Raw genomic sequence first — 15,056 nt, 5'->3', positions numbered from 1 at the left:
GCCTTCGTCCAACGTGATCTTCATTGTCTTGCGCCCCCTGTTGCCGGAGGCGCGGCAACACCCTGCCGATACAGCCGGAACCTCTCCTGGTCGTCTCCGGCGCGATGGCCCTCCCACATCAGCATCCAGGGAGAACCCAACGGGCCTTCTCCAACCGTGCCTTCCACGAGGAGATACGCGCAGGCGTCCGACCGGTTTCCGCTTTCCACGCGTTTCGTCTTGAGTCCGGCGTAATAGTGCAAGAGGGCGCGCTGCGACTCGCCGAGACTTAGGCTGGAGACGCAGCCTTCATGGCCGGCGAGGGCATGGGACAGCGACGCGATCATGGGCCGATAGGACTTCGCGTTGTCGGCCCACCCTATCATCAGGAGCATCAGGGCGGTCCAGAATGCCGCCGCCCCGGCAGCCCAGGTCACGAACGGCCGTGCGGGCGAGCGGCGGATGTTGAACAGGGTCAGCACCCAGATGGCCGTGAGCACCGCTGCCGCGACCATGGATGCCAGGGAAACACCGGGCACGTATCCCGGTTCCATCCTGGCCATGTGCCGTGCTGCACGTTCGGGAACCCCGAAATCGATCGCCGCGAAATAGAACCATAGTGCCGCGAAGAAGAAGAGGAAGAAGGCGATCCCGAACCAGAAGAACGCGTTCACAGCCCCTCGACGCAACGCCGGGACGGTTGCGGTCGCAAGGAGAGAGAGGGGGAAAAGCATGGGCAAGGCGAAGACCTCGCGCTTGTCATGATTCACGCTCAACAGCACGAGGGTTGTCGCGAAGAGCATTGCCGGCATCGTCACGGCAATGTTGCTGCGCCACTCGCCCCGTGCAAGCCAGAGCGCATACGCAGCGAACGGCAGCACGGGCCACGCAAACCAGGACAAAGCTTTCAGGTAATAGGCGGGTGACCCGTGCCCCGCGCCTGGAAGATCGGTGCGGAATCGTCCTATCTGCTGGATCCACCACCATTCATGGAAGAGATGGGCGTCGTGCGCGTAGAGCGCCGCCGGCCACAGCGTGAGCCAAGGCAAGGCGACGATGAATGAAAGCAGGAGGAACCGAAGGTACTGCCGGTTGCGCAACGCCGGCAGCACGATCGGCAGCATCAAGGCCGATAGTGCGAGAGGCAGCGCACTGATGACGCCACGGGAGAGAAATGCGAGGCCGATGCCGCAACCGAGCGACAATGCTGCGGGCGCACGGGCGGCTCCCAACGTCGCCAGGCCATAGGCCCCCAGTGCGTGTGCCAGCAGCACTGCGTTCTCCGGCACCAGTTGATGGGCGGGTTGCAGAAGTCCGATGCAGCCCACCAGCACCAATGGCCCGAGCCAGGCCTGTAGCCGTCCTTGGAGGTGCGCGACGGTGGCGGCCATCAGCGAAAAGGTTGCGGCGCCATAGAGCACGTTGATCAGCCTGACAGCGTCGTGCAAGGCGAACACGGGCGACAGCAGTTTGCCGGCGATGGCCGCGGTCCAGTAGTAGAAGGGCGGGTGGCGAAGAAAGGGTTCGCCAGCCAGCCCCGGTACGAGCCAGTCCCCGGTCTCCAGCCATTGGTACACGACGCCGAAGATGTAGGCCTCCTCCGGCTTCCACGGTTCTCGCGCGACGAGCCCGGGGATCATCCAGAGCAGGCAAAGCGCGCCGACGATCCAGCCGCGTCTGTCTTCCAGGACGGTCACGATCGATTCGAAGCGGAACTTCTGAGCACCCAGGATCACGGGAATTGAACGTGCCGGTTGTTCGGGATTCGATGGCAGGAAACTGAGCCTGCGGGAGGCGTTCGTCAAGCCGCCCGAAAAAGTGAAAAAGGCAGCCGTCGGCTGCCTTTGTCATTGCTCGACCAGTTGAGCCTACTTCGTGGTCCGGCCTGTGCGGCTGTAGCGCTGGCGGAATTTCTCCACACGCCCCGCGGTGTCCATGATCTTCTGCTTGCCCGTATAGAACGGGTGCGACGCCGAAGAAATTTCAACGCGGACGACGGGGTACTCCTTGCCGTCCTCCCACTTCATGGTTTCGCGATTCTTCGTCTCGATGGTGGAACGCGTGAGGAAGCTGAAGTTCGCACCGGGATCGTGGAAGATCACTTCCTTGTATTCGGGGTGGATGCCCTGTTTCATGATGGTCTTTCTCTCAAGGATGCGGGCGATTGCCGACCGCCCGGAAATATCGAACCGGCGCCCGACTCTGGTCGAGCGTCAGAGAACCGCGAATCATCCCGGAAATTCAGTCCTTTGGCAACCTTCTTGACGGGCATGACGTCACAGCGGCTGTTCAGAAGGAATCGCACAGACCCGGAGGAGCGCGTGGAGCGGGCAGCGCGGCGTGGACTTCGCTTCGGAGCCGTCAGCCCCGCCGCATGGAGTCGAAGAAGTGCCGCGCGGACACGGAGGCGCGGAGCGCGTGGAGCGGGCAGCGCGGCGTGGACTTCGCTTCGGAGCCGTCAGCCCCGCCGCATGGAGTCGAAGAAGTGCCGCGCGGACACGGAGGCGCGGAGCGCGTGGAGCGGGCAGCGCGGCGTGGACTTCGCTTCGGAGCCGTCAGCCCCGCCGCATGGAGTCGAAGAAGTGCCGCGCGGACACGGAGGCGCGGAGCGCGTGGAGCGGGCAGCGCGGCGTGGACTTCGCTTCGGAGCCGTCAGCCCCGCCGCATGGAGTCGAAGAAGTCGGAATTGTTCTTCGTCGCCCGCAGTTTGTCCGTCAGGAATTCGGTGGCTTCCAGTTCGTCCATCGGATATAGCAGTTTTCGCAGGACCCAGATCTTCTGCAGGATTTCCTGTCGGATGAGAAGCTCCTCGCGCCGGGTGCCGGACCGGTTCACGTTGATGGCCGGGTAGATCCGCTTTTCCGCCATCCGGCGGTCCAGATGGATTTCCATGTTGCCCGTGCCCTTGAACTCCTCGTAGATCACGTCATCCATGCGAGAGCCTGTGTCGATGAGCGCCGTCGCGATGATCGTGAGCGATCCGCCTTCCTCGACGTTGCGGGCAGCGCCGAAGAACCGTTTCGGGCGCTGCAGCGCATTCGAGTCTACGCCGCCGGTCAGCACTTTTCCGGAGGCAGGCACGACAGTGTTGTACGCCCTCGCAAGCCGGGTGATCGAATCGAGCAGTATCACGACGTCCTTCTTGTGCTCCACCAGGCGCTTGGCTTTCTCCAGCACCATCTCCGCGACCTGCACGTGGCGAGTGGCGGGTTCATCGAACGTCGACGACACCACCTCGCCCCGCACCGAACGCTGCATTTCGGTCACTTCCTCGGGGCGCTCGTCGATCAAGAGCACGATGAGGTACACGTCCGGATAATTGGACATGATCGAGTGCGCGATGTGCTGCAGCATCACCGTCTTGCCGCTCTTGGGGCTGGCGACAAGCAAGCCGCGCTGCCCCTTGCCGATCGGCGCGATGATGTCGACGATGCGGCCGGTCAGGTTCTCCTCGGACTTGATGTCGCGTTCGAGACAGAATTGCTCCGTGGGGAAAAGCGGCGTCAGGTTCTCGAAGAGAATCTTGTGCTTCGCGTTCTCCGGGGCTTCGCTGTTGACCTTGTCCACCTTCACGAGCGCGAAATAGCGCTCGCCATCCTTCGGCGTGCGGATCTCGCCCTGGATGGAATCTCCGGTGTGCAGGTTGAAGCGGCGGATCTGCGAAGGGCTGACGTAGATGTCGTCAGGGCCCGCGAGATACGACGTGTCGGGCGAGCGCAGGAACCCGAAGCCGTCCGGCAGCACCTCCAGCGTCCCCTCGCCATAGATGCTGTCACCACGCTTGGCGTGATTCTTCAGCAGCGCGAAGATGAGATCCTGCTTGCGAAGCCGATTGGCGTTCTCGATCTCGTTCGCCTGCGCCATCTCCACCAATTCGGTGACGTGCATCTGCTTCAGATCGGACAGATGCATCGCCGGGCCGTTGGACGGACGTGGCGCCTGGTTCTGCTGATGCTTGTGGTGTTTGGAGGACCGGGGAGGAGGGCCGGAGCGCTGCGAGGCTGGACCTTTTTCGCTGCTGTTGCCGTTGCCGGCATTGTTATTGTTTACGACGATTTCCTCGGCGGGAGCCTCCGGGGCACCATTCGGTACGCTGATGGACTCAGATGACACTGTCGATGAAAGCCTTCAGTTGGGATTTGGGGACTGCTCCGACCTTCGTGGCCTCGAGACTGCCGTTCTTGAAGATCTGCAGGGTGGGAATGCCTTTGATTCCGAACTTGCGGGGTGTTGCCTGGTTCTCGTCGATGTTCAGCTTGGCGATCTTGAGCCGGCCAGCGTATTCGGATGCCAATTCGTCCAGCGCCGGGGCGATCATCTTGCAAGGGCCGCACCATTCGGCCCAGAAATCCACCAGCACGGGCGTTTCGGCCTGGAGAACGTCCGTGTCGAAGCTCTCGTCGGTCACATGGTGAATGTGTTCACTACTCATCGGCTGAAATCTCGGGAACTTGAACAGGAAACCGGCGCTCCGGACGGAGCGGTCGGGGAGAGGTAGGCCTCAATGCTAGCCCAAATTCGAAGTCGTTGAAAAGGCGCATCGCGTTACAATCGCGCCCCACAACCGGGACATTGCCCGGAAGGAACTCGCAAAATCCGGACCCGCAACGGCCGAAACTGGATATCGAAAACCATGGCTTATGTCGTCACCGAACCCTGTATCAAGTGCAAGTACACCGACTGCGTGGACGTCTGTCCCGTCGATTGCTTTCGGGAAGGCCCGAACTTCCTGGTGATCGACCCCGACGAATGCATCGATTGCACCCTCTGCGTGGCGGAATGCCCGGTGGAGGCGATCTACGCGGAGGACGACGTTCCGGCGGACCAGCGTGACTTCATCGAACTCAACCGCGAGTTGTCGAAAGCCTGGGAACCGATCATCGAAAAGAAGGACGGCCTCCCCGACGCGGAACAGTGGAAGAACGCCAAGGACAAGCGCAAGCACCTCCAGAAGTGAGGGCGCGGCCGGCCGAGCCGGCCGGCGCGGGACCGGCGGCGTGGGTCACGTCCGCCGGCGGTACGGTTCATCACGCAATTCTTCCTCGACGTGGCCTTCTGCAGGCGGTCGCGTCCCTGATCGTCGACCGGCACCGGCATCTCCTGCCGGATCTTTCCAGCGTTACGGTCGTGTTGCCGGGTGTCCAGGCAGCATCGGAATTCGCCCGGATGCTTGTCGCCGAGTCCCGCTGCGCGGCCCTGACGCTGCCCACGATCACCACCTTCGGGCAGCTCGCCGAAGCCCAGCCTGTCCCTCATGCCCTCATTTCCGACGTGCGTCGTCAGCTCACGCTCTTCAGCATCCTGCGCGATCAGGCATTCCTCGATCCCGGCCTGCTGTGGCAGGCGACCGGCGAACTTTCCCGGCTCATGGACGAGCTTTCGCGGCATCGGATCGGCCTCGCGCCCACGCTGGAAGCATTCACGGAGAAGCTCGCCCGGTACTACGGCATGCAGGTGGGTCGTACGGTCCAATTCGAGGCGCGTGTGGCCTTCGAGGCATGGCGGCATCTGGCGGGAGAACCCGATGCTGCCTTCATCTACTCGGCCGGCCTCTCACGTGCAGCCGAGTGTGCCCAGGGCGAACTGTGGGTTCTCGATTCCGCGGAACTGCTTCCGGTCGAGCAGGAATTCATCGGCAAGTGGAATGCGCGCCAACCCGTGAGAGTGATCCGGGGCGTCACCGGCATGTCGGACGATGCCAGGGACGCAGTGCTTCATTCGGCGTGGTCGGCAGACCGGCGCGATTCCCTCAAGGTGCGCGCTGCTCGTCTGCACGACAGAACGGCGATGGAATCGCCGGTGCGGTCGATCGCGCTGTGCGGCACGCCCAGTCTCGAAGCGCAGGCCGGCACTGCCGATCTGCGCATCCGGCACTGGCTCGCGCAGGGTACGCAACGCATCGCCATCGTCGCGTTCGACCGTGTCGCGGCCAGAAGGCTTCGTGCGCTTCTCGAACGCGCCGGCGTGCTCGTGCAGGACGAAACGGGCTGGACCTTGTCCACCGTGGCGGCGTCGACGGTGATCGCTCGCTGGCTCGATTGCGTGACGGGGGATTTCCACCATCGGGACCTCCTCGATCTCACGAAGTCCCCCTACCTGTTCACCGACTGGCCGGAACGAACGCGCAAGGCGGCGATCGTGGAGATCGAACGCGGCGTGCGTTCCCGCAATCTCGTGTCGGGCCTCCAGGGACTGCGTGGAGCGCTCGGCGGGGGTTCGACGGGCCTGCCCGGTGAGCAGGCCGTGTCGCGGCTGCTCGACGCCGTGCGAAGCTGGCCCGCGGGACGCCGCAGCGCAGGCAAGTGGCTCGATGCGCTGGAGAGGACACTCGAGACCCTGGGCGTGCGGGCCGGGCTTGCGCAGGACGCCGCAGGACGGCAGGTTCTGGACCGGCTGCAATCCTTGCGCGATGCGGTGGAGGGTGACAAGGTGCTCCTGTCGCTGGCGGAATGGCGGCAGTGGCTGGATACGGCGTTCGAGTCGGCACTTTTTCGTGATCGCGACATCCGCAGCCCGGTGATCATCACGCATCTCGGCGCGGCCCGGGGGCGGGTGTTCGAGGCAGTGCTGCTGCTCGGTGCGGACGTGACACGCCTGCCGGCCGCGGAGACGACCGGGCTGTTCCTGAACGACAACGTGCGTTCCGAACTGGGGTTGCCCACGTCCCGTCAGCGCAGGCGCGTCCTGCTGGACGACCTCGAGGCGCTCGTGGCCGATGCGGGGGATGTGTTCGCCGTCTGGCAGAGCGAAGACGCTGGGGAACCCGTTCCGATGAGCCCGTGGCTCGAGCTGCTCGATACGCTGCACGAGGAAGTCTTCGGCGGGCGGCTCATCGACGATCGTTGGTTCCGGCGCTGGCTGCGCGATTCCCATGCCGTGCCGGATGTCTCCGAAGTGCCCGTTCGCACGCGGGCGCCCGCGCCCGTCGCCGGCATTGCCGCGACGCACTTCGTATCCGTGAGCGCATACGGGGCGCTCATCGCCTGTCCGTATCGCTACTTTGCGGCGGAACTGTTGCGGCTGCAGGACCTCGAGGCGCTGCGCGAGGATCTGGAGAAGCGCGAATATGGTGAACTCGTCCATCGGATCCTGGATCGCTTTCATAGACGGTTTCCATTGATGGCCGCGGAGGATGGGCCGCGCCTGCAGCAAGAGCTGGAGTCGATCACCGGGGATGTCTTCGCGGAGGCGGCACATCGCGACCCCCTCGCCCGTGCGTGGGAACGCAAATGGCGCAAGCACATTCCCGCGTATCTGCAGTTTCAGCGCGAACGGGAGGATGCCGGCTGGCGCTGGGCAGACTCCGAAGTCAGACGCGCGGCGGACATCGCGCTGGATGACGGCGGGACGGTCCGGCTGCATGGACGCATCGACCGTATCGACGAGCGCCGGGATGGCGATGTGCGTCGGCACACGGCCGTGCTCGATTACAAGACCCGGGCCCGCAAGAGTCTCCAGGATGCCTTGAAAGCCGGCAGTGACGTCCAGCTGGCCTGCTATGCCATTCTCGAGCCGGACGCCACACATGCCGCTTATGTCTGCATCGACGACCGCGAGGTCGTCGAGCTTCCTCTGACGGAGGAGGCCGGGGCGGCTGCCCGGCTTGAGATCGAACGGTTGCGCCGTGTCTTCACCGACGTGCGCGCGGGCGTTCCCTTGCCTGCGAACGGCGATGAGTCCGCGTGCCGATACTGCGAGATGCGCGGTCTGTGCCGCAAGGATCACTGGAACGATCCATGACGATCTCCCGGAACGGGACTGCGCTCGATCCTTCCGGATCCGTGGTCGTCGAAGCGTGCGCGGGTTCGGGCAAGACATGGCTGCTCGTCTCCCGCATCGTCAGGCTCCTCCTCGCGGGGGCCAGACCTTCGTCGATTCTTGCGATCACTTTCACTCGCAAGGCGGCGCTCGAGATGCAGTCGCGCCTGCGGACCTGGCTGCGCGAGCTGGCACGCGCCGACGATCGCACCATACTCGCCTTTCTGGAGGAGCGCGCGGTCGATCCGGTCGAGGCGGCGACGCACATCGACGCTGCGCGAGCGCTGCTCGAAAGCACGATGGATGCGGTGCCCGGCATCACGATCAGCACGTTTCACGGCTGGTTCCTGGGACTCCTGCAGCGCGCACCCCTCGACGAACCTTCCGTGGGTGGCATGCTGGAAGAACGGTTGTCGCCGCTGCTGAAGGAAGCTCGTCGCTTGTTCGCAGAGGAAGTCGCCCGGGGGAGGATCCCGCACTCGTCGCCGCATTCGACTTCCTGGTCGATCGGTACGATCTTCACAACACTCACGCACTGATCGGCGAGTTCGTCCGGCGGCGGGCGGACTGGTGGGCATGGACGGGCGGAGGCGAACATGCGCTCGATTCGGCGCTGCGTCTGCTGCGGCAGGAAGCGCCCGTGGATCCCGAAGCCCCGTTGATCGCGGAAGCCCGGTCGTCCGCGCAAGCCGTGGCCGAGCTGCGCGAGCTGGCGGAACTGCTTGCCGTGAGTGGGGAAAAGGGTGTTGCGCGCGACGAAAGCCGCGCCCGCCTGTTGCTGAATGCGCTCGACAGCGAGGACGACGACAGCTTCTTCGAGCACGTGTGCCAGGCCCTGTTCAAGGAAGGTGGCCGGGGCGATCCCTTCCAGTGCAAGGCGACGAACGCAGGGGCCAATCGCCTGGGTGTGGCTGGTCAGGAGCGCTTTCTCGCACTCCACGCGTCGTGTGCTGACCGGTTCATGGAGGTCCGCACCCAGCGGGCGGAACAGTCCGCCTTCCGCGTCAACGCGGCCGTGTTCCGTTGCGGGGCCGCCTGTCTCGACCAATTGCAGAAACTCAAGGCCCACCGCCGGCTCGTCGATTTCACCGACGTGGAATGGCGGGTCCACCAGCTCGTCTCGCGGTCCGACAACGCGCAGTACATGCTGCATCGGCTCGACGCGCGATACGAAAACATTCTGGTGGACGAGTTCCAGGACACGAATCCTCTGCAGTGGCAGGTGCTGCTCGCATGGCTGCGCGCGGCCGAGGAAGCGGGCAGTGGACCGACTGTGTTCCTCGTGGGAGATCCCAAGCAATCCATCTATGCCTTCCGTGGGGCGGATGCACGTCTCTTCCGGGAGGCTCGCGAACACCTCAGGTCTCATCGGGGCGCGGCAGTGAGCGAACAGAATGTCTCGTATCGATGTGCTTCTGCGGTACTGGACGTCGTGAACCAGGTGTTCGGGGACAACGGCGTATACGACGGCTTCGTCCCCCACGAGTCCGCCCGGCAAGGTTTGCGCGGCCGGGTCGAACTGCTGCCGCTCGCTCCGGTGCCGGAGATCGACCACGATGTGCCTCGAGAAGGGATGGGACAGGCCGATCCGCTGAGCCGTCCCCCGCCCACGCTCAGTGGAGGTCCGCGCGCCGCGGAGGCCGGCGAGGTGGCCCTGCGAATCGCTGAGATCGTGGGCAGGATGCTCGTGGATGACCGGGGCGTGGCGCGCCCGGCCCGCTACCGTGATGTGATGATCCTCATCCGCAAACGCAGGCACCTGGACGCTTTCGAAGCGGCGCTGCGCGCTGCCGGCGTTCCCTATGTCACGAGCCGGCAGGGCGGGTTGCTCGAGCGTCTGGAGAGCGGCGACTTCCAGGCGCTGCTCCGTTTCCTCATCACGCCGTTCGCCGACCTGGATCTCGCACGTGCGCTGCGCTCGCCGGTCTTCTCCTGCAGCGATGCCGACCTTCAGGCCATTGCCGCGTCGGACGGAGAGACCTGGTGGGTACGGTTGCAGTCGATCGACGTCGCGGGCCGCGCGAGTCCGGCACTTGCCCGGGCACGGCGACTTCTGCAGTCCTGGCTCGCAGTCGCGGACCGCCTGCCTGTGCACGATCTTCTCGATCGTATCTTCTTCGACGCGGACGTGGTCCGCCGATATCGCGCGGCGGTTCCGCCGGCCCTGGTCCAATCGGTGACCGCGAACCTTCATGCGTTCCTGGAATTGGCCCTTGCGCTGGATTCCGGGCGCTATCCGAGCCTGCCGGGATTCCTGCATGCACTGGAGGACCTCCTCGGGGGCACGGACGACGAAGCGCCGGATGAAGGAATCGCCGACGCCGGCGAGGATGCCGTACGGCTTCTCACGGTCCATGGGGCGAAAGGTCTCGAGGCGCCCATCGTCTTTGTCGTGGATGCACATGTCTTCGACAGGACCGACTCGTTTCACATCCTCGTGGAGTGGCCGGCCGGCCGTCGGTCGCCTTCCCGCTTTCACGCGCGGACCAGGCGCGAAGAGGACGTCCCGTCTGCACGGCCGTTGCTCGACTCCGCAGCCGCCAATGCGAACCGGGAGGAAGCCAACGCCTTGTACGTCGCGATGACGCGCGCGAAACAGATGCTCGTCGTGAGCGGAACCTCGTCCTCCCGGCCCGCACCGTCGACCTGGTATCGGCGTATCGAGACCGCTCTTTGCGCATTGGGGGACGAGTACGGCCACGGCGCCGGATTGGAAGAGGTATCCGACGCCCAGGGCGGACCGACCGTGGCAGAAGCGTCGCAGGCTGTCCTCGACGAATTCCCGGTGTGGACCGGCGAGTTCGGATCTCGCGGAAACGAGGATTCCACTCCCGCGACGGAACGCGGCAGCCGGATCCACTGGCTGCTGCAGCATCTCGCACCGCCCGCATCGGTCGCGGACCTTTCGTGGATCAGGCGCCGGCTCGGCGTATCGGGAGAACTCTTCGAGGAGGCGCTGCAGGTCGCGCGCTCGGTGCTTTCATCCCCGGGGTTGCAACGCTTCTTCGATCCCGGACAATACCGGTGGGCTCGCAACGAAGTCGCCTACGTTCGAGGGGACGGCGAGCTGGGACGCATGGATCGCGTCGTGTGCCTGCAGGACGAGCTGTGGGTCATCGACTACAAGACAGGGGAAACGTCGTTGCGCCAGGATCTGCCGGCGGACTCGCCGTGGATCGTCCAGTTGCGCGAGTACCGGGCAGCCGCATCGCTGCTCTGGCCGGGCTTGCGGATCCGCACCGCGCTGATCGCCTCCGATGGTTTTCTCCACGAGATCGATGCCTGACATGAACGAGCCCCTGCCCTTTCGGGGTCTGCCGCGCACTGCGGAGGGACCCCACCCATGAACGTCGCCATTCCCAACGCCCGCATCGTTGACACAGCGCGCCCGCTGCAGTGGCTTGCGCGCGGATGGCGTGATTTCCTGACAGTCGGGTGGCCCAGCGTTGCCCACGGCGTCGCCGTCACGGCTGGTGGATGGGTCATTCTCGCCGTCACGCTTGTCTTCTGGCCGCTGCTGCCCGGGACGTTCTCCGGGTTCGTGCTGATAGCGCCCATCCTTGCCACCGGGCTGTACGAATTGAGCCGTCTTCGTGGGCTCGGGCGGCCCGCGGAGTTCTCCGACGTCGTTGCTTCATGGCGGAGGGGAACGCGGCCGCTGGTCCAGCTCGGATTGCTTCTGCTCGCCGCTGCCACCGCCTGGGTCGTCGTATCCGCCCTGCTGTTTGGCTTGTTCGTGAGCGAACGGTTCGCCACACCCGCCGAGTTCCTGCGCTATGCGCTCGTGTCGCAGGGCCAAGGTCTTTTCGCCCTGTGGCTGGTTCTCGGCGGGCTCGGCTCTGCCGTGGTGTTCGCGTTGACGGCCGTGTCGGTGCCGCTGCTGCTCGACCGGGATATCGCCTTGCGGCCCGCGCTCTTGGCGAGTGTCCGCGCGGTGGGGGACAACCCCGTCGCCATGGCTCTGTGGGCCGGCATCATTCTCGCCGCCACCATGCTGTCTCTCGCAACCGGCCTGCTCGGATTCATCGTGACGATCCCCCTGATCGGTCACGCCACCTGGCATGCCTATCTGGATCTCGTGGACACCGATGGATTGCCTCTGCGGCGATAGGACGATGCGATGTTCGGTCTGAGCGAAGAGCAGGTTTCGGAATTCGGCCTGACCTTCGGCCTGACCGCCTTCATCGGCTACATGCTCTTCATCATCTGGAATCTCGCCAGGGAATCGAAGGCGGGCCGGCTGGGGACGTTCGTGCTCTTCTTCGTCCTGTCGTTCGGAATGCTGGGCTTCATCGCCAAGTCGATCATGACCTGGCTCATGGGACTCTGACGCGGCGCGGTGCCTGCATCACCGCGCCGCAAGGAGATCCGCCGTCCGGTGATGCCGCTCAGGGCATCTGGAGCTTGCCGCCCCCCCGGCCTGGTCCGCCGAATCCGCCTCCGCCGAATCCGCCGCCTCCCATCGCACCGCCGGCCCCGCCTTGCGGGAGCACGATGGACGACGCGGCCTGGCGGCGAAGTTCCTGCAGTTCCCGCATCGCGCGCTCCATCGCTGTCTTGGCGGCGGCGCCGTAACCGGCCACGGCCGCGGCCAGGGAATCGTCGGGCAGTTCGAAGCTGAGCGGAAGGGCGCCCATCGAGGTCATGATCTGCGCCTCTCCGATGTACTGCGCCTTGCGCGCAGGATCGGGCGCGCCTGCCGCGGTGATCGGTTGCAGGACGCGAATGGTTCCGACGCGGCGGTCGGTGATCATTTCTTCGCGGTAAAGGTCGGATGCATCCATTTCGGCATCCATCGATTCGTCGGGACGTTCGGACATGGTCGTCACCTGGGTTCGGAACATAAAAGCGGAAGGTTAGCAGCGATTGACCGGCCTGCGTCGATTCGCGCGCGCGGGCCGATCGGCCCGCGGGGCCGCGGGCCTGAGCGGTGCCGGCCCTTCAGGCCACGGCTTCGACCGGCATGGCGGAAATGCCATCCGGAACTTCGGGCATCGCCGGGCGGGCTTCGCAATGCTGCAGGAAAGCCAGAGTTTCCGTCCAGGTGCCGCCCACGTTCTCGTAGAGAATCCCGTGGCGAGCGGAAGGCAACATGCGGACCCGCTTGTCGCCGGTCCCCAGATCGCGAAAGAGCAGCATGGCGCTCAGCGGATCGACGACGGGATCGCGATCGCCCTGGAGGATCAGCGCCGGGCATTGCACGAGGGCGAGTCTGCGGCGTACCTGGTCGACCAGGCGTCCGAGCTCGTACAGTGCGCGGATGGGCAGGTGCACGTAGTTGATGTGCGGATGCTCGGACGCGTTCGGCCGGAAGGTGACCACGCCCTTGCGCCCGACCATGTTCGCGAGCTTGTTGGTGCCGTGGACCAGAGGTACGAAGGCCATGTTGCGATTGCGGAAGCGCACGGGTGCGGAGATCGCCGCCACGCCGGCGAGCCGGGCCGGAAGCGTTGAAGCCAGCTCGAGCCCCAGCAGACCTCCGGTCGAGAACCCGACCACGCAGACTTCGTCGACCAGAGGGGCCAGCAGTTCGTAGCCGCGTCGCACCGATGCAATCCACTCGTGCCGCGTCCTTTCGTTGAGATCCCACGGCGAGGTGCCGTGGCCTTTCAGACGAACCCCCATGTTGACGAATCCGTGCTGAGCGAGGTGCCGGCCGAACTCGCGCACTTCGGCGGGCGAGGCGAGAAATCCGTGGACCAGCAGAACGCCCATTCGGCGGGGCGCGTCGGCATGGTGAAGGAAGGGAGCGGCATCCTCCCGATGGGTCTGCAATGCGTTGATGGCCGCGTGGCGGGGCTTGCTGAAGCTGTTGCGGTCCCAGTCGTGCGAGCGTCGCTCGTCGTCGAAGAGAAGCCCTGCCAGATCCGGCGCCGAGAGCGCCGCCGCGTCACGCATTGCGCGGTCCACGCAGTCCCGCGCGGCGCGGATGGGTGCGACCTCGTTCGCCGACACCTCGATGGGGTTTTCGAGGCGCACTTCGTCGAAGTGATGGTCCTGCCGCAATTTGGGCAGGAACCGGTAATTGCCATCTTCCCGCCGGATGAGGCCGAGGCGATCCGCGGTGGCCATGAATTCCTGCAGCGTCACGCAGGCGCCGTCCGGCAGGCCGGCGTAGCGATCGGGGTTGCGAAGGCTGCGATGCAGGTGGACGCCGTCTTCCCGCTGCAGATACTTGATCGCGAGGTAGAGGGTGCGATGGAACGCGAGCTCCGGCACAGAGGTCTCGCCGCCGTCGAGGTGACGATAGACAAGGAGCGCCGCAAGGTGACCCAGGTTCACCGTCAGCAGCTGATACATCTCGTGCATGTAGGCATCGCGCAGCTTTTCAGGCTGCAGCCTCGTGGCGTTTGCGTGCATGCGGCGGTCCGCCCGGTCCCCGTGTGCCGTGAAGGCATCCTCCAGCATTCCCAGCCGTGCCGCCCTTTCGGCGACCATCCGATGCTCGCGTTGCGTCCAGAAACTCGTCGCACGCAGCGGATCGCCCAGGCGGATGTCCATGTCGGTGTCGCGAAGCAGGATGTTTCCCTCGATCAGGAGTTCCTCGCGCATCCTCGGGCTGATGCCCCGGTTGAACAGTTCGACGCCACGCTGCAGCGCGTTGGCCTGCACACGCATGGGGTGGAAGGTGATGTTGGCGGGCACGATCCGGGTGGGACGCCTGGCTTTCGCGAGCAGCGAGTCATGGCTTTCGGCACCCAGCAGCGAGCACCACGAGTCCAGCCGCGCGCGGTCATCCCGTTCCGCTGCCAGCACGACGGCCTTCTTGAACACTTCCAGCGCCATGGCGATGACAGCCGCGCCGCTGTGCTGCTTGCGCCGCTCCTGCGCCGTGCGCGAGTAGATGCTGTACTCGCCGTCGACGTCCACGACCTGCCGGTCCTTGACCATTCCCCCTTCCGGAAACACGATGATCTTGCGGCCCCTCAGCACTTCCGCCGCCAGGAAGGTGAGCAGGTGCGGATGATCGTTCGGGACGGCGCCGACAGCCTGCAGATACTGGGAGAACCGATCGCGGCGGGCGAACAGTCCTCGATCCGCGATCGAGCGGCAGTACGCGCCGGAATGTTCCCAGAACAGGTATTGCGGGATGAACGTCTCGAAGCGCGCGAAGTGGTTGAAGACGAAGATGTCGCCGGAATCGATCTGGCCTTCGTCGTGATGCAGGCGAATGTTCACCTTGAGCACTCGCCGCAGGAACCGCATGAACCGGCCGCTCCATTCGTAGGCGGAAGGATTGATCGGCAGATCGAGTTCAGACGGCATCGGCATGGCTCCCCGGTCGTCCTGGCGCCTCATCGGGCGCGCCCGTGTCCGAC

General features: G+C 65.0%; 12 protein-coding genes. 6 read left to right on the top strand and 6 right to left on the bottom strand.

Annotated elements, in window-relative coordinates; genetic code table 11:
* Positions 1–20: 20 nt before the first annotated feature.
* The 4 genes from IPK20_24080 to trxA form a co-directional block, all read right to left on the bottom strand.
* Entirely contained in the window at positions 21–1,715 is a 1,695-nt protein-coding gene (locus IPK20_24080; protein MBK8019454.1) for a glycosyltransferase family 39 protein, read from the bottom strand.
* A 132-nt stretch (positions 1,716–1,847) separates the two neighbouring features.
* Positions 1,848–2,114, bottom strand: coding sequence for a type B 50S ribosomal protein L31 (locus IPK20_24075; GenBank protein ID MBK8019453.1), 267 nt, complete (start codon positions 2,112–2,114; stop codon positions 1,848–1,850).
* Positions 2,115–2,631: 517 nt separating this feature from the next.
* Positions 2,632–3,891 carry a transcription termination factor Rho gene (gene rho, locus IPK20_24070; protein MBK8019452.1) on the bottom strand — a complete coding sequence of 420 codons (1,260 nt, stop codon included), beginning with the start codon at positions 3,889–3,891 and terminating at the stop codon, positions 2,632–2,634.
* Between the two features lie 190 nt (positions 3,892–4,081).
* The gene (gene trxA, locus IPK20_24065; protein MBK8019451.1) at positions 4,082–4,411 is read right to left on the bottom strand and encodes a thioredoxin TrxA; all 330 of its coding nucleotides are present in this window, start codon (positions 4,409–4,411) and stop codon (positions 4,082–4,084) included.
* Between the two features lie 201 nt (positions 4,412–4,612).
* Between trxA and IPK20_24060 the strand changes: the two genes are divergently transcribed.
* The 6 genes from IPK20_24060 (at position 4,613) to IPK20_24035 (ending at position 12,067) form a co-directional block, all read left to right on the top strand.
* Complete coding sequence (locus IPK20_24060) at positions 4,613–4,936, top strand: ferredoxin family protein (GenBank protein ID MBK8019450.1); 324 nt, start codon at positions 4,613–4,615, stop codon at positions 4,934–4,936.
* On the top strand, positions 4,933–7,719 hold the full coding sequence (locus IPK20_24055) for a PD-(D/E)XK nuclease family protein (protein ID MBK8019449.1): 2,787 nt from the start codon (positions 4,933–4,935) through the stop codon (positions 7,717–7,719). The genes IPK20_24060 and IPK20_24055 overlap by 4 nt, the downstream gene beginning before the upstream one ends.
* The gene (locus IPK20_24050) at positions 7,716–8,276 is read left to right on the top strand and encodes a UvrD-helicase domain-containing protein (GenBank protein ID MBK8019448.1); all 561 of its coding nucleotides are present in this window, start codon (positions 7,716–7,718) and stop codon (positions 8,274–8,276) included. The genes IPK20_24055 and IPK20_24050 overlap by 4 nt, the downstream gene beginning before the upstream one ends.
* A 101-nt stretch (positions 8,277–8,377) precedes the next feature.
* Positions 8,378–11,023: a UvrD-helicase domain-containing protein gene (locus tag IPK20_24045; protein ID MBK8019447.1), complete on the top strand. Its 2,646-nt coding sequence runs from the start codon at positions 8,378–8,380 to the stop codon at positions 11,021–11,023.
* Between the two features lie 57 nt (positions 11,024–11,080).
* Positions 11,081–11,848, top strand: coding sequence for a DUF2189 domain-containing protein (locus IPK20_24040; GenBank protein MBK8019446.1), 768 nt, complete (start codon positions 11,081–11,083; stop codon positions 11,846–11,848).
* Between the two features lie 9 nt (positions 11,849–11,857).
* Positions 11,858–12,067: a DUF2788 domain-containing protein gene (locus IPK20_24035; protein ID MBK8019445.1), complete on the top strand. Its 210-nt coding sequence runs from the start codon at positions 11,858–11,860 to the stop codon at positions 12,065–12,067.
* 58 nt (positions 12,068–12,125) lie between these two features.
* Here IPK20_24035 and IPK20_24030 read toward each other — a convergent pair whose 3' ends face one another.
* Together IPK20_24030 and IPK20_24025 are read right to left on the bottom strand one after the other, a co-directional pair.
* A complete protein-coding gene (locus IPK20_24030; GenBank protein MBK8019444.1) occupies positions 12,126–12,521 on the bottom strand; it encodes a hypothetical protein in 396 nt (131 codons plus the stop codon).
* Positions 12,522–12,678: 157 nt separating this feature from the next.
* Positions 12,679–15,003, bottom strand: a complete 2,325-nt coding sequence (locus IPK20_24025; protein MBK8019443.1) for an alpha/beta fold hydrolase — start codon at positions 15,001–15,003, stop codon at positions 12,679–12,681.
* Between the last annotated feature and the right edge of the window lie 53 nt (positions 15,004–15,056).

It is taken from the genome of Betaproteobacteria bacterium (genome assembly GCA_016713305.1).
Classification (GTDB): domain Bacteria; phylum Pseudomonadota; class Gammaproteobacteria; order Burkholderiales.
The sequence above is the reverse complement of the archived record's forward strand: the minus strand, read 5'-3'. Positions and strand labels throughout refer to the sequence as shown.

Bases quoted from the DNA above. Each gene is read 5' to 3' on its own strand.
- IPK20_24035 (MBK8019445.1), top strand. From the start codon at position 11,858: ATGTTCGGTCTGAGCGAAGAGCAGGTTTCGGAATTCGGCCTGACCTTC.
- IPK20_24025 (MBK8019443.1), bottom strand. From the start codon at position 15,003: ATGCCGTCTGAACTCGATCTGCCGATCAATCCTTCCGCCTACGAATGG.
- IPK20_24030 (MBK8019444.1), bottom strand. From the start codon at position 12,521: ATGGATGCATCCGACCTTTACCGCGAAGAAATGATCACCGACCGCCGC.
- IPK20_24050 (MBK8019448.1), top strand. From the start codon at position 7,716: ATGACGATCTCCCGGAACGGGACTGCGCTCGATCCTTCCGGATCCGTG.
- trxA (MBK8019451.1), bottom strand. From the start codon at position 4,411: ATGAGTAGTGAACACATTCACCATGTGACCGACGAGAGCTTCGACACG.
- IPK20_24075 (MBK8019453.1), bottom strand. From the start codon at position 2,114: ATGAAACAGGGCATCCACCCCGAATACAAGGAAGTGATCTTCCACGAT.
- IPK20_24060 (MBK8019450.1), top strand. From the start codon at position 4,613: ATGGCTTATGTCGTCACCGAACCCTGTATCAAGTGCAAGTACACCGAC.
- rho (MBK8019452.1), bottom strand. From the start codon at position 3,891: ATGCATCTGTCCGATCTGAAGCAGATGCACGTCACCGAATTGGTGGAG.
- IPK20_24040 (MBK8019446.1), top strand. From the start codon at position 11,081: ATGAACGTCGCCATTCCCAACGCCCGCATCGTTGACACAGCGCGCCCG.